16 protein-coding genes, 1 rRNA gene and 1 pseudogene are annotated in these 17,372 nt (G+C 59.2%); 6 read left to right on the top strand and 12 right to left on the bottom strand.

All coding sequences use genetic code 11. The features are described 5' to 3' along the window. Positions 1 to 587 precede the first annotated feature (587 nt). Entirely contained in the window at positions 588 to 3,659 is a 3,072-nt protein-coding gene (locus SOR61_RS06075) for a CocE/NonD family hydrolase (RefSeq protein ID WP_320611778.1), read from the top strand. Between the two features lie 73 nt (positions 3,660 to 3,732). Here SOR61_RS06075 and SOR61_RS06070 read toward each other — a convergent pair whose 3' ends face one another. The 4 genes and pseudogenes from SOR61_RS06070 to SOR61_RS06060 all read right to left on the bottom strand — a co-directional run bounded on the left by SOR61_RS06070 (position 3,733) and on the right by SOR61_RS06060 (position 6,364). Next, positions 3,733 to 5,079 (bottom strand): MATE family efflux transporter, encoded by a 1,347-nt coding sequence (locus SOR61_RS06070; RefSeq protein ID WP_320611777.1) that lies wholly within the window; start codon positions 5,077 to 5,079, stop codon positions 3,733 to 3,735. Between the two features lie 135 nt (positions 5,080 to 5,214). Further along, positions 5,215 to 5,544: a chromate transporter gene (locus SOR61_RS10255; RefSeq protein ID WP_407066514.1), complete on the bottom strand. Its 330-nt coding sequence runs from the start codon at positions 5,542 to 5,544 to the stop codon at positions 5,215 to 5,217. 23 nt (positions 5,545 to 5,567) lie between these two features. Next, positions 5,568 to 5,780, bottom strand: a pseudogene (locus tag SOR61_RS10250) (chromate transporter); the annotation flags it as partial. Further along, complete coding sequence (locus SOR61_RS06060; protein WP_320611776.1) at positions 5,777 to 6,364, bottom strand: chromate transporter; 588 nt, start codon at positions 6,362 to 6,364, stop codon at positions 5,777 to 5,779. The gene SOR61_RS06060 and the pseudogene SOR61_RS10250, both read right to left, overlap by 4 nt. Before the next feature lie 130 nt (positions 6,365 to 6,494). On the opposite strand from SOR61_RS06060, the gene SOR61_RS06055 reads away from it, so the two are divergent. Continuing rightward, entirely contained in the window at positions 6,495 to 7,439 is a 945-nt protein-coding gene (locus SOR61_RS06055; protein ID WP_320611775.1) for a LysR family transcriptional regulator, read from the top strand. Then, on the top strand, positions 7,411 to 7,860 hold the full coding sequence (locus SOR61_RS06050) for a GNAT family N-acetyltransferase (protein WP_320611774.1): 450 nt from the start codon (positions 7,411 to 7,413) through the stop codon (positions 7,858 to 7,860). Before SOR61_RS06055 ends, SOR61_RS06050 begins: the two co-directional genes overlap by 29 nt. Positions 7,861 to 7,930: 70 nt before the next feature. On the opposite strand, the gene SOR61_RS06045 is transcribed toward SOR61_RS06050, so the two are convergent. From SOR61_RS06045 to SOR61_RS06035, 3 genes are read right to left on the bottom strand one after another with little or no spacing between them, the layout of a single operon-like run. Next, entirely contained in the window at positions 7,931 to 8,851 is a 921-nt protein-coding gene (locus SOR61_RS06045; protein WP_320611773.1) for a 4Fe-4S binding protein, read from the bottom strand. Further along, positions 8,852 to 8,998 carry a CD1871A family CXXC motif-containing protein gene (locus SOR61_RS06040; protein ID WP_320611772.1) on the bottom strand — a complete coding sequence of 49 codons (147 nt, stop codon included), beginning with the start codon at positions 8,996 to 8,998 and terminating at the stop codon, positions 8,852 to 8,854. Between the two features lie 6 nt (positions 8,999 to 9,004). Then, entirely contained in the window at positions 9,005 to 10,096 is a 1,092-nt protein-coding gene (locus tag SOR61_RS06035; protein WP_320611771.1) for a TlpA disulfide reductase family protein, read from the bottom strand. Positions 10,097 to 10,341: 245 nt separating this feature from the next. Between SOR61_RS06035 and SOR61_RS06030 the strand changes: the two genes are divergently transcribed. Further along, on the top strand, positions 10,342 to 11,547 hold the full coding sequence (locus tag SOR61_RS06030; RefSeq protein WP_320611770.1) for an MFS transporter: 1,206 nt from the start codon (positions 10,342 to 10,344) through the stop codon (positions 11,545 to 11,547). Between the two features lie 124 nt (positions 11,548 to 11,671). On the opposite strand, the gene SOR61_RS06025 is transcribed toward SOR61_RS06030, so the two are convergent. Next, positions 11,672 to 12,376, bottom strand: coding sequence for a DUF554 domain-containing protein (locus SOR61_RS06025; protein WP_320611769.1), 705 nt, complete (start codon positions 12,374 to 12,376; stop codon positions 11,672 to 11,674). 137 nt (positions 12,377 to 12,513) lie between these two features. Continuing rightward, positions 12,514 to 13,833 carry an MATE family efflux transporter gene (locus tag SOR61_RS06020; protein ID WP_320611803.1) on the bottom strand — a complete coding sequence of 440 codons (1,320 nt, stop codon included), beginning with the start codon at positions 13,831 to 13,833 and terminating at the stop codon, positions 12,514 to 12,516. 230 nt (positions 13,834 to 14,063) lie between these two features. On the opposite strand from SOR61_RS06020, the gene SOR61_RS06015 reads away from it, so the two are divergent. Then, entirely contained in the window at positions 14,064 to 14,675 is a 612-nt protein-coding gene (locus tag SOR61_RS06015; RefSeq protein ID WP_320611768.1) for a DUF1643 domain-containing protein, read from the top strand. A gap of 43 nt (positions 14,676 to 14,718) precedes the next feature. Here SOR61_RS06015 and SOR61_RS06010 read toward each other — a convergent pair whose 3' ends face one another. After that, on the bottom strand, positions 14,719 to 15,699 hold the full coding sequence (locus SOR61_RS06010) for a helix-turn-helix transcriptional regulator (protein WP_320611767.1): 981 nt from the start codon (positions 15,697 to 15,699) through the stop codon (positions 14,719 to 14,721). A gap of 120 nt (positions 15,700 to 15,819) precedes the next feature. Then, a complete protein-coding gene (locus SOR61_RS06005) occupies positions 15,820 to 16,506 on the bottom strand; it encodes a Crp/Fnr family transcriptional regulator (RefSeq protein ID WP_320611766.1) in 687 nt (228 codons plus the stop codon). A 143-nt stretch (positions 16,507 to 16,649) separates the two neighbouring features. On the opposite strand from SOR61_RS06005, the gene SOR61_RS06000 reads away from it, so the two are divergent. After that, the gene (locus tag SOR61_RS06000; protein WP_320611765.1) at positions 16,650 to 17,123 is read left to right on the top strand and encodes a pyridoxamine 5'-phosphate oxidase family protein; all 474 of its coding nucleotides are present in this window, start codon (positions 16,650 to 16,652) and stop codon (positions 17,121 to 17,123) included. Between the two features lie 109 nt (positions 17,124 to 17,232). Here SOR61_RS06000 and rrf read toward each other — a convergent pair. After that, a 5S ribosomal RNA gene (gene rrf, locus SOR61_RS05995) occupies positions 17,233 to 17,348 on the bottom strand. Positions 17,349 to 17,372: the final 24 nt, after the last annotated feature.

Raw genomic sequence — 17,372 nt, 5'->3', positions numbered from 1 at the left:
GGTCCGCCTGCAGGGGGGCTTTCCTGCGTCCTGCCTTGTCGAAGGAAGGGGAACGAGGCCTTCCGCTGCGCCTTCCCGTTTCCCCTGCGGTCCTCCCTCTCTTCTGCTGTCAAATCTCCCAGATCACCACTTCCACTCTGCCGTTATCCTACAAAAAACCTACTTCCTTTCAGCATCTTCCACTGTTTGTATCCAAATGGGAAGAAATCCCCCTGTTTTCTGAGAATGTATTGACATTTTACCCAATGTGTCCGTTCTCTTTCCCGAGAAAAAAGATTCATTTTTACCGGAACTTTGTTCAATTAAACCAGAAAAGGGGCAGCGCCGGCGGGAAGAACAACAGGATTCTGACAAAAACCCTTTCTCTTTCTTCCTCTGCGGCCTTCGGCACTTCTCTCAAAGCCGCCCTTTTCCCCCGGTTTCCCTCCCTTCTGCCCAGGCCGGGCGATTGACAGGGGTTTCGTGAAATTATATACTTAATTTATTGTTCCTCTTCAGAATAGAATGTATTTATTGCGGGATTGGCCGGTCCGCAGTGCATGAATATTCTACGAGGCACAAGAAAAAAGAGAAAGAAGGTAACACCCATGAAGAAAAGAGTCTCGGTCATGCTGCTGATTCTGGCTCTTATGCTCTCGGTCCTCTCCCCGGCGCTGGCCGTGGAAGACGGCGGCAACGACGTCATGACCTGGGGCGAGCTCAACCAGATCAGCCCTGACCTCCAGCTCCCTGCCTCCGGCAGAGACAACCAGAAGATCACCAATCAGGAAGCCGTGGCTTTCCTCCTTCGCTGGGCCGGCATGGAGGAACGTCAGCTGGGCACCTACCCTGACGACTACAACGCCCTGGCCGACAGCATGGGCATGACCAAGGGCATCGCCAACTATGATCCCGCTGGTCCCTGCACCCTGGCCAACTGGGAGGTCCTGAAAAAGGCCGTGCAGCCTCTCTATGACGCCCTGCACGCAGAGAAGATGGAGCCCCTGTTTATGAACGGCATGGCGCAGCCCATCTTCCCCTATACCTCCGGCGCAGTAGAGGAAGGCTATGACAACGCCAAGAGCGACATCATCCGTTACTGCGTCTACGTGGAAACCGACTACGACACCGACGGCGACGGCAAGCTGGACCTGGTCAAGGCCCTGGTTCAGCTCCCCCGGGCTGCCATGGAAGGGGACTACAAGGCCGCTACCATTTACGAAGCCCGTCCTTATATCACCGGCTGCACCTCCGGCGCCGTTCCCTACGGCGAGGACGGCTATGACATCAGCAAGCTCTACAGCCAGCCCGCCCCCAGAAAGGCAGCCGGCTCCGCTACCACCCAGCAGGCCGCTGACGCAGCCAAGTCCTCTGACTGGTACTACTGGAATCCCCACGAGGGCATGTATGACTACGAGGACCTGAACTGGTACGACTACTATCTGGTCCGCGGCTACGCCGTGGTGGAATCCGGCGGTCTGGGCACCAAGGGCTCTGACGGCTTTGAGACCTGCGGCACCGACCTGGAGATCGATGCCTTCCGCTGCATCATTGAGTGGCTCCACGGCGACCGTGTGGCCTACACCGACAAGACCAGCAACATCACCATCGAGGCAGACTGGTCCAACGGCAAGGTGGGTATGACCGGCCGCTCCTACGCCGGCACCACCCAGTTCGGCCTGGCTACCACCGGCGTGGAAGGCCTGGAGACCATCGTCCCCGTGGCCGGCATCGCCAGCTGGTATGAGTACACCAACTCCCAGGGCATCTCCACCCGCAGCAACCCCGCCTACTCCGACTGGCTGGCTTGGTACTGCGCCGGCCGTTACCTGGACGAGGCCGACTGGAACACCATCTCCGAGAAGTACGGCAACTACCTCAACCAGATCCGCAAGGATCAGCTGGCCACCAACGGCGACTACAGCAACCACTGGGCCACCCGCGACTACACCCTGGACGCAGAAGACATCCAGTGCCCCGCTCTCATTGTCCACGGTCTCAACGACGACAACGTCCGGACCAAGGAATTTGACCTCATGTACAAGGCCTATGAGAAGGCTGGGGTCCCGGTCAAGATCCTCCTCCACCAGGACGGTCACCTGACCCCCACCTATCCCTCCGGCAAGCTGGTCTTCTCCATCGGCGACCAGTACTATGACGAGATCCTGAACCGCTGGTTCTCCCACTACCTCTACGACGTGAAGAACGGCGCAGAAAACATGCCCGCCGTCACCGCCCAGAGCAACTACGACGCCAACCAGTGGAACACCTACGACAGCTGGAAGACCGAGGACGCCATCTCCCTGACCGCCGGTAAGGACGCTGCCAAGAACACCACCATCAGCAGCGACTACGCCGCCATCGGCGTGGACCGCAGCAACTGGAAGGACACCTTCACCGCCGGTTCCACCGCCTCCAGCTCCATGTACACCATGGACGTGACCCAGGACACCGTCATCAAGGGCTCCGTGGCCGTGAACTTCAAGGCCGCCACCGCCAATGCTCCGGCTTCCGAGTCCCCCAGAGGCACTGAGAAGACCGTGGATCACGACAACTTCGTGGATCCCAACACCCTGGACCACGACAACTACATGGCCGTGGGCAACACGGAGATCCCCGCAGCCCTCAATATCCCCGACACTGAGCTGGTCAACCGGGACGGCCTCATGGTCAGCGCCATGCTGGTGGACATCGCCCCCGAGGGCAAGACCCTGTCCGCCTTCAACACCGCTCCCACTTACGTGAAAAAGAACACCCTGAAGGAAGGCGGCGCCTGGATGGGCGGCGGCCTGGAAAACTTCGACCTGGTGGAGATGGTACCCAGCCAGGTGCCCTACAAGATCATTGCCCGGGGCTGGATGGACCTGTGCAACCCCACCGCCGGCTATGACTCCGCTTCCGCCGCCACCAAGGTCAACCTGAAGGAAGGCCAGTTCTACAACTACACCCTCTACCTCCAGCCCAACCTCTACGAGGTGAAGGCAGGCCATGAGCTGGCTCTGGTCATCTACGCTTACGAGCCCGGCAAGGCCTCCTACAGCCAGAACTACACCATCACCCTGGACAACGCTTCCGTGAACGCCGCCATCCCCGTGGATGAGTCCACTCCCGTGGAGCCCGAGCTGCCCTTCACCGACGTGGCTGCCGGCAGCTGGTACTATGACGCTGTGAAGTACGTCTACGAAAACAAGGTCATGAACGGCGTGGAAGGCAACCAGTTCGCCCCCGACGAGACCCTGAGCCGCGCTATGCTGGTCACCATCCTCTATCGTCTGGACGGCGAGCCCAGCCTGGACGGCGAGAACCTGGGCTATCCCTTTGAAGACGTGGAAGAAGGCAGCTGGTACAGCGATCCCGTCTACTGGGCCAGACTCCACGGCATCGTCAACGGCGTGGAAGGCAACAAGTTTGCCCCCAACGACGGCCTGACCCGTGAGCAGATGGCTGCTATCCTCTACCGTTACGCCCAGTACAAGAAGCTGGATGTGTCCGCTTCCGCTGATCTGGGTACCTTCGCAGACGGCAGCAAGACCTCTTCCTGGGCTGTGGATGCCATGAAGTGGGCCGTGGGCGAAAAGCTCATCAACGGCCTGGAAGGCAACACCCTGGCGCCCCAGAATACCTCTACCCGCGCTCAGGTGGCTACCGTGATGATGCGCTTCATGGAAGGCATCGCCTGATCTGCCCCCATCTTTTCCCCTGTGTACACATAAAAACGAACCGCAGAAGTTTCCTTCTGCGGTTCGTTTTCTTTTATCCTGTTGTGGTTCCGGTACGGCGTTTTCCTTCCCGCCGCCAGAGGAGGACCCCCGTGACGTCTGCCAGGAACCACCCAATGGGGATGGAGACCCAGATGCCCGTCACCCCGATCCCCGGAAGGGCGGACAGGGTGTAGGCCAGCACCACCCGGGTCCCCAGAGAGCAGACGGTCAGCACCACCGACACCGCCGGACGATTCACCGCCCGGAAATATCCATAGAGCAGGAAGAGGATGCCTATGCCCAGGTAGAAGGCCGCCTCGATCCGCAGATATCCTGTGCCAATGGCGATGACCTCCCGGGCTTCCTCGCCCACAAAGGCCCCCATGAGCCGGGGGGCAAAGAGACACACCAGCCCGCCGATCACCAGGCAGAAGGCCACCACGCAGCCCAGGGCCACAAAAATCCCCCGGCGGATCCGGTCCCGCCGGTCCGCTCCGTAGTTTTGGGCCACAAAGGTGGAAAAGGCATTGCCGAAGTCCTGCACCAGCATATACGCGATGGTGTCGATCTTCACCGCCACGGAAAAGGCCGCCATCACCGCCGTGCCGAAGCTGTTCACCAGCCCCTGCACCATGAGGATACCAAAGTTCATCACCGACTGCTGCAGGCAGGTAAGGGAGGAGAGGTGGAAGATGCTTTGCAGGGAGCGGCGATCCCACACCATATCCTCCCGGCGTACCCGCAGGGAGGGCACCCGGCAGCGGGTGTACAGCGCCAGTCCCAGCCCCGCTATGTACTGGGACAGCACCGTGGCCAGAGCCGCTCCCTGAACACCCATGGCCAGCGGGACCACAAAGAGTACGTCCAGCCCGATGTTCAGCACCACGGAACCCCCCAAAAAAAGCAGAGGGGTCACCGAGTCTCCCACCGCCCGCAGGAGGTTGGCAAAGAAATTATAGAGAAAGGTGGCTGCGATCCCGGCAAAGACCCACCACAGGTATTCTCCGGTCAGGGCGGTGATGTCCTGCGGGATCCGCAGCACCACCAGCAGCCAGTCCAGCAGCTGATACACCAGGACATTGAGAGCCAGGGTCAGCCCCCCGATCACCACAAAGGACTGGAAGATCCCCTGGCGCAGCCTGGCCTCCTCTCTCCGCCCAAACTGGATGGAGAAATAGACGCTGCTTCCCATGCAAAGGCCCAGCAGAATGGAGGTCAGGAAGGTCATAAGGGTATAGGACGCCCCCACCGCCGCCAGGGCCGCTTCTCCGATAAACCGGCCCACGATCCAGGTATCCGCCAGGTTATACAGCTGCTGCAAGACGTTGCCCACCATAAGAGGCAACGCAAACAGCAGCAGTCCCTTGGGAATGCTGCCGTTGGTCAGGTCCTGTTTCATGCTTGATCCCCCTGCTCTCTCCGAAATTCTCTGTCTGAAAAGTGTACCATGCCCCCGGGGAAAAAGCAACGCTCCGGCAGACAGGGTGGGCCCTGTCCGCCGGAGCGTCGTTTTTTGTTTTCTCATGGGATGGGGCTACAGCGCGCCCATAAGCAGGTACAGTCCGGTCCCTACCACACCGGAGCCAAAGATCACCGCAATGGCGCTGGGTCTCCTGATCCGCAGGAGCACCAGGGCCCCCACAAAGATGACCCCTTCCACCCAGCGGAAGTTCCCCAGGGATACCCCTGCCAGGTCGGACTGGAACACCCCCAGCAGCAGGATGGACAGGCCAGCCGAGGCGATGAGGGCCACCACCGCCGGGCGCAGGGCGCCCAGCACGGTCTGCACCCCGCCGAAGCTGCGGTACTTATAGTAGAAGAAGGCCAGATCAGGAAGGAGGGAAGGATGCAGCCCAGGGTGCACAGGAGCACACCAGGGACCCCTGCCAGACGCATCCCCACGAAGGTAGCGGAATTGATGGAGATGGGCCCCGGTGTCATCTCTGCGATGGTGATGAGATCGGTAACCTCCGCCAGGGTCATGAGGCCGTGGACGTCCACGATCTGGTTCTGGATCAGGGGGATGGCAGCATAGCCGCCGCCGACGCTGAACAGCCCCACCTGGAGGAAGGAAACAAACAGCTGGAGAAGGGTGCTCATGGCGCCACCGCCTTTCTTCTGTGATACGCCTGGAGGGCCAGGTCCAGCAGACCCACCCCCAGGCAGAAGAGGATGAGGAGCATGGCGTCCACGCCGAAGAAGACCTTTGCCACAAAGGCCGCCGCCATCAGGATAATGTACACTTTCCGGCGGGTGGACACCACATTCCTGGCCAGGTTGATGACCACGTCAAAGATCACCGCTGCCACACCGGCCCGCATGACCTGCAAGGCCAGGGCGATCACCCGGTTGCTGCGGAACTGCGCATAAAACACGGAGATCAGGGAGAGGATGATCATGGGCGGCAGGATGGTGCCCAGCACCGCCACCAGGGAGCCCACCACGCCGTACATCCGATAGCCCAATATCACCGAGGCGTTCACAGGGATGGGACCGGGGGAGGACTGGGCAATGGCGGTGATGTCCAGCATCTCGTCCTCCTCCAGCCACTGCAGTTCCTCCACAAACTTCTTTTTCATAAGGGATACGATGACGAAGCCGCCTCCAAAGGTAAAGGCGCTGAGCAAAAAGGTGGCCCGGAACAGCTTCCACAGCATCTTACCGGTGCTTTCCTGTCTTTTCATGGGATGGTCCCCTTTCTCTTGGTTCTCTCTCAGGCGGCTCTATCATAGCACAGTTTTTTCATAAAGAAAAATGATATATCTTTATTTATATATAACACTATGTTATGATGAGAAAAAGGAGGTATGCCCCATGCTGGACTTCCGAATGGACACCTTTCTGGCCGTCTGCCAGTTTATGAACTACACCCGGGCTGCCGAAGCCCTGAACCTGACCCAGCCCGCCGTCTCCCAGCACATCCGCTGGCTGGAGGCCCAATACGGTGTCCCCCTCTTCACCTACGCCAACAAACGCCTCACCCTCACCTCCCAGGGAGAGCAGCTGCGCAGCGCCGCCACCACCATGAAGCACGACGTGCTCTCCTTGCAGCGCCGCCTCCATGAGCCGGGCCCCGGCGTCCATCGCCTGCGCTTAGGCGCCACCCCCACCGCCGGGACCTATCTGCTCCCCCAAGCCCTGGCCCGCTACCATGAAACCTATCCTCTGGCCCCCATCTCCCTGCGCATCTCCAACACCCAGACCCTCTGCGCCGCCCTGGACGCAGGTGAACTGGACGCTGCGCTGGTGGAGGGCTTCTTCTGCAAGAGCGACTACGACTCCCTGCTCTTCCGACGGGAACCCTATCTGGCCGTGTGCAGCGCCCAGTACCCCTTCGCCCGTCCACCCCGGGTGCTGGCAGACCTGCTCTCGGAGCCTTTGGTCATCCGGGAAAAAGGGTCCGGAAACCGGGAGATCGTCCGTCGTGCCCTCAGCCGGCAGAACCTTGCGGTGGAGGACTTCCCCTGCCTCATCGAAGTCAACGACATGCATGTACTGAAGCAAGTGCTGCTGCGCAGCTGCGGGGTGGGCTTTCTCTATCAGGCTGCCGCCCAGGATCAGCTGGACCAGGGCCTGCTCCGAGAAATCCCTCTGGAGGACTTCCACGAGAGCCATGACATCACCTTCCTCTGGAGAAGGGGCAGCGTGTTTTCTCCCCACTACCACCAGCTCTTCCACTTTCTGCTCCCCTCCTACCAACCACCGGAATCACCGAAAGGAGAATCCTTTCATGGAACTTCGTCCCTACCGTCCCGCTGACTGTCCCGTGCTGGCCCAACTCTTTTATGCCACCGTCCACCGGGTCAATTGCAAAGACTACACCCCCCAGCAATGCCGGTCCTGGGCCACCGGTCAAGTGGACCTGGCGGAATGGAACCGTTCCTTTCTCTGCCACTGCACCCTGGTTGCCTGGGAGAAAGGCGCCATCCTCGGGTTCGGCGATATGGCCCCGGAGGGATACCTGGACCGGTTATATGTCCGTTGGGACCGGCAGGGGGAAGGCATCGGCTATGCCCTCTGCCAGGCGTTGGAGGCTGCCGTCCCTTCCGCCCGGTATCACACCTATGCCTCCCTCACCGCCCGGCCCTTTTTCCTCCGCCAGGGGTACCGGGTGGCAGCGGAAAACCAGGTCCTGCGGAACGGTGTTCTTCTCCCAAACTTCCTGATGGAAAAGCCCTGACCGAAGGAAACAAACCCCCGCATCCCAGGACCTTATGTTCTGGGACGCGGGGGTTCTTTTGTATCCTCTGTCAGGATTCTGGTTCCTGTTTTTTCAAAGGGACTTTGGCCGGATCGGTGGGGGGTCGGAACCCGGAAGAAATGGAGCAGGTGGGGCAGACCGCCTTACACTTGCCGCACCGGATACACTCCCGGCTATTGATGTTCTCCCGCACGGGCACCTGCATGGGGCAGGCTTTTTCACAGGCCTGGCAGTCGATGCAGGTGTGGTGGTCCAGATGCATCTGATAGAAGCTGAACCGGTGGAAGAGCCCGTAAAAGGCCCCCAGAGGGCACAAATACTTGCAGAAGGGGCGGGTGAGGAACACCGACGCCAGAAGGATGACCGCCAGCACCCCCACCTTCCACTGGAAGAGGAAACCCACCGCCATACGAAGGCTCTCATTTTTAGCCATCAGAGGGAAGGCCCCTCCCAGGGTCCCGGCGGGACAGATCCACTTGCAGAAGTAGGGGGGTGCGATCCCAAAGGAGTTGGTCAGGAAGATCGGCAGCAGCACCACCAGCAGGGCCAGGACCCCGTACTTAAGCCAGGTCAGAGGCCGGTGGACCTTGTCCGGCAGGCGGAATTTGGGGCTGGGGATCTTATGGAGCAGATCCTGCACCAGACCAAAGGGGCAGAGAAAGCCGCAGATGAACCGGCCCAGCACCACCCCAAAGAGCATGAGAAAGCCCAGCACATAGAAGGAAATATTGTGCTTATGCCCGCCCAGCACCGCCTGGAGAGCCCCGATGGGGCAGGCCCCCAGGGCGCCCGGGCAGGAGTAGCAGTTGAGCACCGGCAGGCACACCGCCTTGCTGTCCCCGGTGAAGATCTTCCCCTTGGCAAAGCCGATGGCGTAGCCATTCACCACGGCGGCGCAGAGGACCTGTACCAGCAGGCGGATGCGCCCCTGCTTCCGAACCGAATGCTTCTTGTTGTTCTTTTCTGTCATTTATCCAATCCCAATGCATTCCAGGCAGATGTTGGCGGCCTTGGTGAGCACCACCAGGTGCTCACCTCTCCCCACGCCCAGGGCCAGAAAGGCCAGGGCACAGACCACCACACACCAGCGCAGGATGGTTTTTTTCTTCTGGTCCATGGCAGCTTACTGCTTCACCTGGGCCAGGCGTTCGTTGATGAGACTCAGGTAGGCTTCTGCCACGCTGTCCCCTCTGGGGACCCCGGCCTGCATTTTGCCCACCAGATTCCCCTTGCTGTCCACAAAGACCGTGGTGGGGAAGCCGGAGACATACTGCACCAGGCTCTGGTTCAACTGGTCGTTGGCCACGATGGTCTGGAACTTGACCCCGCTCTGGGTGAGGATCTGCTGGGCCAGCTCCTTCTCCGTGTTGCCGTCGCAGCAGATGCTCAGCAGGTTCACGTTCTCAGGCAGCTGCTGGCGGAGCTTCTCCAGCTCCGGCATCTCCTGCACGCAGTAGCCGCACCAGGTGGTCCACAGGTTCACCATGGTGAGGTCATAGTCGGCAAAGATGCTCTGGTCCACGGTCTTGCCCTCCATATCCTGGGCAGTAAACTGGGTCAGGGAAGCCATGTTCCCCCCTGCCTCCGTGTTCTGCTCCGGAGGGAAGAGGGCCACGCACGCCTTCACCTCTTCGATGCTGCCGGTGAGCACTTCCATGGCTGCCTTCTCGCTCTCCTTTATGCCCTCCGGCAGGGTGGGGTTGTAGGAGAGGCAGTAATGATAGCCGTTGGCGATGGCCAGAGTCTCAGTTTTTTCGTAGTTCAGAGCGATCTGGTCCTGGATCTCCCGGTTCCCGTCGGCCACGGCGTAAATGCTCAGCACAGGATAGAGCATCTCGTTATACAGACGGTCCAGGAAGGCCTCCTGCTCTTCCTGAGACAGGGCCTCCAGGTCCACCTTCTGGATCTCTTCCATGGCTGCGTCGCTCACATAGGAGACATGGACTGCGTTGCTCCCCTGGTAGACGTTGAGCCGCTGCAGGTCCAGCTCCAGCCAGGAGGCAGGGCACAGGGCCAAAAAGCCACCCTCCATGCTGCCGCCCAGCAGGTCGGTGTCTGCCGGGGTGATCTTCTCCCCCTGGATGTTCACCATATTTTCTACGTCATAGGATTTGTTCACCACCGCGCCGCTGTCGGTGGTCTCGGTCTTGCCGCAGCCGGCCAGCAGAGCAGCGGCCAGCACCAGCACGACGAGGACACTCGTCATTTTTTTCATGGCGTTGTTCTCCTTTCCGGGGCATCCTGCCAAAAAAAGGATACCCGTCATAAGTAATGGGAGTATACCACGGGGGCCGCCCTTTTGGCAACCCATCCCGGAAAAGCCGCCAACATTCTCCCCCTTTCCCCCGCCTCCTTCCCTCTGTCTCCCTTTCCCGAAGAAAAAAAGAGGGAGAAGGGGAGAAAAGCCTGTCTCTTTCTGTTATAATAAGGCCATCTATCTGTATGAAAAGGAGGGCTCCTGTGAAGCGCTCTCATTCCTCCCGCCGCCCCTCTCCCACCTTACGGTTTACTGTCATCCAGGGCAGTTACTGGAGCTGTTACTGCGGCATCGCCACCTTTTCCAGCGTATACCTTCTGGCCCAGGGGTTTCGCAACACGGAGATCGGTCTGCTCATCAGCGTAGCCGGGCTTCTCTCCGCCCTGCTGCAGCCCTTTGTCTCCCGGCTGGCTGACAGCCTGCAGCGCATCAGCCTCCGGCAGTTCACCGCCCTGCTGACAGCGCTCCAGCTGGCCGCTGCCATCCTGCTGCTGGTGCTGGTCCCCCGGCTGACCCAGCTCCTTCTCTATGGGGTGCTGCTCATCCTCCTCCAGCTCATCATGCCCCTCTCCTCCGCCCTGGGAATGGCCTGTCTGAACCAGAAGATCCCTCTGAACTTCGGCCTGGCCCGGGGGGTAGGGTCCATCGCCTACGGGGGCTTTTCCGCCCTGTGCGGCCGTCTTGTCCTCTGGTTCGGGGCCTCCTCCATCCCTCTGGCCATCGCCCTGCTGGACGGGATCCTTCTCCTGTCCGTGCTGTCCTTCCGCTTTGGCGACAGCACCCCCCAGCCCCACCAGGAGGAACCCCAGCCCACCGCCGGCACCCGCCCTTTTTTCCGGGCCTATCACCGGGTGCTCCTGCTGCTGCTGGGGGTGGTCTGTCTCTTCCTCAGCCACAACCTGCTCAACACCTTTGCCTATCAGATCGTCCTCCCCCTGGGGGGCGACAGCAGTGAGATGGGCACCATGCTCTTCATCCAGTCCTCTCTGGAGCTGCCGGTCATGTTCCTCTTCAGCCGGATGCTCCACCGCTCGGACAGCCGCTTCTGGGTAAAGATCTCCGGCATTGGCTTTTTCCTCCACGCCTTCGGTGCCTGGCTGGCCCCCTCCATGGGGGTGCTCTATCTGGTGCGGATCTTCGAGATGCCCGGCTATGCCCTGTACGCTCTGGCCTCCATTTACTACGTCAACGACACCATCGCCCCTCAGCAGCGCATCCAGGGGCAGGCCTGGTTCACCATAGCCATCACCCTGGGCAGCGTCCTGGCCAGCTTCAGCGGCGGCCTGCTGCTGGACTACGCCAGCGCCTGGGCTCTGCTGGCCTTTTCCTCCCTCACCGCCGGGATCGGCATGGTCCTTCTTCTGGTCCTGCTGGGCAAGCACAGCAAAACCCTCACCCCCGTGGTCTGACCCTCCCCGCTCCGGCGCTGTCCACGGACCTCTCCCCGCATCTCCTGCAAAAGGGCCTGGAGACCAGTTGGTCTCCAGGCCTTTTTTGAATCGCCTTCTGAACAGACGCCGTCTTCCCTCTCTATTAAAAGAACAGAGAAAACAGCCAGGAGGCCGGCCAGACGATCACCAGCGCCGGCAGCAGGTTCACTGCGCTGGTCTGCTTGATCTTAGCGATGTTCAGGCCCAGCACAATGGTGAGCAGCCCTCCCGCGGCCATAAAGTCATTGAGCATCTCCTGGGTCACCAGGGGCATCAGGAACTGACCTCCGTAGAAAAAGGCGCACAGGATCGCCAGCTGCAGGGGGAGGATGAGGTTCATCGCCCGGCCCAAGGTAGCCCCAAAGATGGTGGCCGCGAAAATATCCATCACTGCCTTGGACAGCAGGACGGTCATATCCCCGCTCATCCCCTCCGTAATGGCGCCGAAGATGTTGGCGCCGCTGGCGCAGAAGGTCACCGCAACGATGAGATAGAATTGCAGGTAAGCCTCCCGGTCCCCCTGAATGGAAAAGCGGAAGCGGGTGATGAGCCGATGAAAGAGGTTCTTTACCAGCGTCTCCAGGTCCAGCAGCTCCCCAATGAGCCCGCCCAGGATCAGGGCCAGGATCACCGCAGGCAGAAAGGACAGTTTGATGAGGGACAGGATGCCGATGGCAATGGCAGACAGGCCAAAGATCACGTTCATGGGGTCCAGGATCTTTTTGGGGACCGCCTGCTTTAAGGCAGCGCCCAGGTTACCGCCCAGAAAAATGCAGGCGCAGTCAATGAGGATTCCTTTGGGGATCATATGCAGCTCTCCTTCCTTTCGATAAAAGCTTAGCATTTTAACATATGGCCCCTAAAAAATGCAAGGGTTCTCGCAAATTTTCTTTTCCTCCCTGCAAAAAAAGAGGGATCCTTGCACCAAGGCTCCCTCTTTTTCGTTCAGCTCCGGGATGGCTCTGCCGGATGTTCCACCGGCACATGGTTCAGCCACCGGCCTTTCCGGTAATAGAGGATGAGGATCACCGCCGTAATGAGCCAGGAGATGGGATAGCAGATGGCAATGCCCAGCAGGCTGCTCCAGTGGGGCACCACCAGAACGATCCACAGGATACGGAACCCACAGATTCCGCCCACGCTGATGAGCATGGGCACCAGGGCATCCCCTGCGCCCCGCAGGGCGTTGGCAATGACCTCAATAAAGGTCCAGATAAAGTAGAAGGGGACAAAATAGCTCACCACCTGGGTGGCGTAATGGATCACCTGGGGGTTGTCGGTGAAAATGCGGAAGCAGTACTTGGCAAACACCAGCAGCAGCACACTCAGCACCACCGTCATCACCAGGGCGATGGCAAGACATACCCGGACACTGGCCTTCATCCGGTCGTACTTCCCTGCGCCGTAGTTCTGGCCCACAAAGGCCATAATGGCCACGCCAAAGGAGATAATGAGGGACCAGTAGATCCCGTCCACCTTGCTGGTGGCGGACCAGGCCGCCACGGAGTCGGTCCCCAGCTCATTGATGGGCACCTGAATGAGCAGGTTGGACACCGCATACATGGCGCTCTCAATGGCAGCAGGGACCCCGATGCCCAGGATATGCACCAAGGTGGCTCCATGGATTCGGATGTTTCGAACCACCAGCCGATACCCTTCGGTGCTCCGGGCCAGCTGGCCCAGAATCAGCAGGGCGCTCACCAGATTGGCCAGGGTGGTAGCCACCGCCGCACCAGCCACCCCCATATGGAAGCCTGCCACAAACAGCAGGTCCAGCACAATGTTCAGCAGGCAGCAGATCACCAGATAGTAGAGCGGCCGCCGGGAATCGCCCACCGCCCGCAGGATACCGGAACCCATATTAAACACCAGCATGGGAATGGTGCCCACAAAGTACAGGCGCAAGTAAAAAATGGAATCTCCCATGATCTCCTGGGGGTTCTTCGTCCAGACCAGGGCGCTGGGTGTCAGGAGTATGCCTGCCACCGTGATCACCGCCCCCGCTACCATACTGAAGGCGATGGCCGTGTGGACCGCGCGGGTGAGTTTGGTCCGGTCCTCTGCGCCATACCCATGGGCAATGACCACCGTAGCCCCGGAGGCCAGGCCGGTGAACACCCCTACCACCAGTTGGGTGATCATCGCGGCGGAACCGCCCACCGCAGCCAGGGCGTCGGAGCCTACAAACTGCCCCACAATGATCGCGTCCACGGTACTGTAAAACTGCTGAAACAGTGTGCCCACAGCAATGGGCAGTAAAAACAGCAGAAGCTGTTTCCATATGACCCCCTCGGTCAGATCCAGATTCTTCTTTGCGTGCGCACAGACATAATCTCCTTTCCGGTCTGATGGTCCGTCCCTTCCAGAGAAAGTCGAGACGCCGCAAAGTGACGGCGTCTCGACAGACTTTCATTTCTGTGGTATTGTAGCACTATGTAGAAAAAAAGCAAGAGGTGCCCATGGAAAAATGACCGGGCCCGGAGACGGAGGTTCTTATGCATATCCCCCTTTGTGAAACCCAAGATCTGTCCATCCTGACCTTTGCCCAAGCCCTGATCCCAACCCGGGACGATTTTGACCGGGACCGGTGGTGGTATGTTCCCGACCACTACGCAGAGTACCGGTACCTTCTGGGCACCCGGGGAGAGAATCCCCTCATCTGCATCGGCATCAATCCCTCCACCGCCGCACCGGGTGATCTGGACAACACCCTGAAATCCGTGGAACGAATCGCCGCCGGAAACGGATTTGACAGCTTTCTGATGTTCAACGTCTACGCCCAGCGGGCCACCCGGCCGGAGGATATGGACGCCGTCTGCAACCAGGCCCTGCACCGGGAGAACATGACCGCCTTCCGCTATGTGCTCAGCCAGGTGGGAGAGGGCTTCACTCCCTCGATCTGGGCCGCCTGGGGCACCATCATCGAAAAGCGGCCCTACCTGAAAGACTGTGTACGGGACATGGCCGCCATCGGCACCGAATATGGCGCCCGCTGGCTGTGCGCCGGAAAGCGCAGCAAAAAGGGCCATCCCCATCACCCCCTCTATCTGAGAAAGGACGAAAAGGTCCAGCCCTTTGACGTAGCGCAATACTTAGACACCCTGTAAACAACCGAGCCCATGACGGAACCCTTCCGCCATGGGCTTTCCTTTATTCTTTCCTCAGTACCGAGGCGATGCCCGTCAACGCAGGATAGAGCACCGCAGCCACCGGCCAGATGATCCAGCTGTAGCCCCAGTTGAAGGTCACAAAGCTGTAGCCCAGGTACAGGGCCAGAACGATCGCCCAATAGATCTGAGCAAAGGGTTCCTCTTTCCGCTGCCGTTCCTTTTCCTCCTGGGTGTACTCCCCCTCCTCCAGAAGCTGATGGAAGGAAGCCCAGCGGATCTCGGTCCGCACCAGGAGAAAGACCCCAACACTCACGATCACAAACCCCATGCACAGGGTGATCACCATAAAAAAGGCGTTCTCCGGCGCAAGGATCAGCCCCAGAAACAACGGCACAAAGGCCAGGATGCAAAGGCAGATCCCCGTGATCCGGTACATGGTGTGGGGAGCCTGCGCATAGTTCCGCCTCTCCTTCACCATTTCCCGTACCCCATACTGGGTCTCTATGGGACCATTGAGATACTGAAACCGGGCGGTCTTTCCATGGCACCACAGGAAGAGGGCCACCGCCACTGTCACGAATCCCAGCAGCCCTGTCAAGCCCAGACCGCCGGCCGCAGACTCGGAAAAAGGCGGCGGGGTCAGCTCGCTGGCTGCTCCCAACAGAATCAGTGGGATCGGAGAGAGGATGCAGAGGGCCACACCCAGAGCGATCCTGAACGCCGCCCATTCCTTCACCGCCAAAAAGTCCACCGCCTCTTCCATCGTCACCTTCTGCAAATGGGAGACCTCTTCCCGAACCACGCCTTCCCCTTCTTCCTCCCCCACTTCATCCTTGAGAAGATAGTCTGTGGTCACCCCAAAAAGCCGGGATAACCGAACTATCTTTTCCAGATCCGGCACCGACTGGGCACTCTCCCACTTGGAGACCGACTGTCGGGATACCAACATCTTCTCCGCCAGTTCCTCCTGGGACCATCCATTCTTCTTCCGGAGCTGTATGAGCTTATCTGCAAAAATCATACCGTCGTCTCCCTTCGTTTTTCCGTATGGTAGCAGAAACCGCTGTTGCCGTCCACCAATTTCCACGTGCAAATCCGGCAACCAGTGGTTGCATTCCCAGGCGTCCAGGCATCTTACGCCTCAGATAATATCTTTTGCAGCGTTATTTTCTCCATATAACGCAAAAGTCCGTCTGTCATATCGCAGGATGCCCTCCCGCTGCATCCGGGCCAGCTCCCGGGTCATGGCCGACCGGTCCGCGCACAAATACTCCGCCAGCTCCACTCGTCCCATGGGAATCGTAAAGACCCGGCTCCCGCTGCGCTCCGCTTCCCGGGCCAGATAGGTCAGGAGTTTCTCCCGAATGGTACTGCGGGAGATCACCTCCAGCTTTTCTACCAGCTCCAGGTTCTTCTCCGCAATGAGCTCCAGCATATTTTCGATCATCCGGTGGTGGAAGCGGCAGACCAGTTTGCAGGCGTGGAGAATGCGCTCATAGTCCAGCAGCAGCACCCGGCACTCCTCCCGGGCCTGGTAGGCAATGGTCCGGTTTCGGGCTTTCACGCAGGAATAGCTCTCTCCAAATACGCTACCCACCGGCAGCACCGACAGCAGCGATTTCTTTCCGAAAAAATCCTCACTGATCATCTCCACCGAACCGGAGAGGACCACCCCAATGAGGGGATGCTCTCCCGGGGTCTCCATGATAAAGGTTCTCCGCCGGGCCTTCTGTTCCCGGGCGTTGAGGCAGTTCAGCATGGCCTCCAAATCTTCCGGTGCGATCTGATGAAACAGCGGGCACTCCCTGACCAGTTCCTTTGCATTCACAGGCTGTCAGCCTCCTTCCTTTTCTCCAGTGTAAAAGATTTTTCTCTATGATGCAACTGCAACATATTTTTTCTTCCTTTTTCTGCTATCCTATCCTCAGCAAAAACAAGACCAATCGGTTCATGATAAAAGGAGGAGTTTCCATGAAACAGCATCCCATGCATAAGCCTGAGCGCCAGCTCTCCCCTGCTGATACTATGGCCCTGTTAAAGAGAGGCCACCACGCCGTTCTCTCGGTAAACGGGGACGAGGGCTATCCCTACGCTGTGCCCGTCAACTACGTGTTGGTGAACGACACTGTGTACATCCACTCCGCCCCCTATGGCTATAAAATGGAGTGCCTGGAGAAGGACCCCAAGTGCTGCCTGTCCGTCATCGTCTCCGCACAGATCCTGCCGGAAAAGATGACCGCCAAGTACGAGAGTGTCGTTGCCTGCGGGACCATCACCATAGTCCAGGACCGGGAAGAAAAGGTCAAAGCACTGGAAGGCTTCGTGACCCAGCTGGGCGCTGGCCACGAAGCGGTAGGCTACAAGATGATTGAAAAAATGACTGATAAAACCGCAATCCTCCGATTCCAGGTTGATGCCATCACCGGCAAAGCATACCTGGGGTAAGAAACCATCAACAAACCAGGAAGCCCCGAACCACATGGTTCGGGGCTTCCTGGTTTGCATTTTGAGGAAATAAAAAAACAGGACAGCCGATTGGCCGTCCTGTTTTCTGTGTTGGCGTTACCTATTTTCCCGGTTCGTCTCCAAACAAGTATCTTCGGCGCAAGTGAGCTTAACTTCCGTGTTCGGAATGGGAACGGGTGGACCCTCACTGCAATCAACACCAACTCGCTGTTCATTGCAAACAGCATA

Origin of the sequence: Evtepia sp. (assembly GCF_034090835.1) — a bacterium.
GTDB lineage: Bacteria > Bacillota > Clostridia > Oscillospirales > Oscillospiraceae > Evtepia.
The sequence above is the reverse complement of the archived record's forward strand: the minus strand, read 5'-3'. Positions and strand labels throughout refer to the sequence as shown.

Bases quoted from the DNA above. Each gene is read 5' to 3' on its own strand.
- SOR61_RS06075 (WP_320611778.1), top strand. From the start codon at position 588: ATGAAGAAAAGAGTCTCGGTCATGCTGCTGATTCTGGCTCTTATGCTC.
- SOR61_RS06070 (WP_320611777.1), bottom strand. From the start codon at position 5,079: ATGAAACAGGACCTGACCAACGGCAGCATTCCCAAGGGACTGCTGCTG.
- SOR61_RS06060 (WP_320611776.1), bottom strand. From the start codon at position 6,364: ATGAAAAGACAGGAAAGCACCGGTAAGATGCTGTGGAAGCTGTTCCGG.
- SOR61_RS06055 (WP_320611775.1), top strand. From the start codon at position 6,495: ATGCTGGACTTCCGAATGGACACCTTTCTGGCCGTCTGCCAGTTTATG.
- SOR61_RS06050 (WP_320611774.1), top strand. From the start codon at position 7,411: ATGGAACTTCGTCCCTACCGTCCCGCTGACTGTCCCGTGCTGGCCCAA.
- SOR61_RS06045 (WP_320611773.1), bottom strand. From the start codon at position 8,851: ATGACAGAAAAGAACAACAAGAAGCATTCGGTTCGGAAGCAGGGGCGC.
- SOR61_RS06040 (WP_320611772.1), bottom strand. From the start codon at position 8,998: ATGGACCAGAAGAAAAAAACCATCCTGCGCTGGTGTGTGGTGGTCTGT.
- SOR61_RS06035 (WP_320611771.1), bottom strand. From the start codon at position 10,096: ATGAAAAAAATGACGAGTGTCCTCGTCGTGCTGGTGCTGGCCGCTGCT.
- SOR61_RS06025 (WP_320611769.1), bottom strand. From the start codon at position 12,376: ATGATCCCCAAAGGAATCCTCATTGACTGCGCCTGCATTTTTCTGGGC.
- SOR61_RS06015 (WP_320611768.1), top strand. From the start codon at position 14,064: ATGCATATCCCCCTTTGTGAAACCCAAGATCTGTCCATCCTGACCTTT.
- SOR61_RS06010 (WP_320611767.1), bottom strand. From the start codon at position 15,699: ATGATTTTTGCAGATAAGCTCATACAGCTCCGGAAGAAGAATGGATGG.
- SOR61_RS06000 (WP_320611765.1), top strand. From the start codon at position 16,650: ATGAAACAGCATCCCATGCATAAGCCTGAGCGCCAGCTCTCCCCTGCT.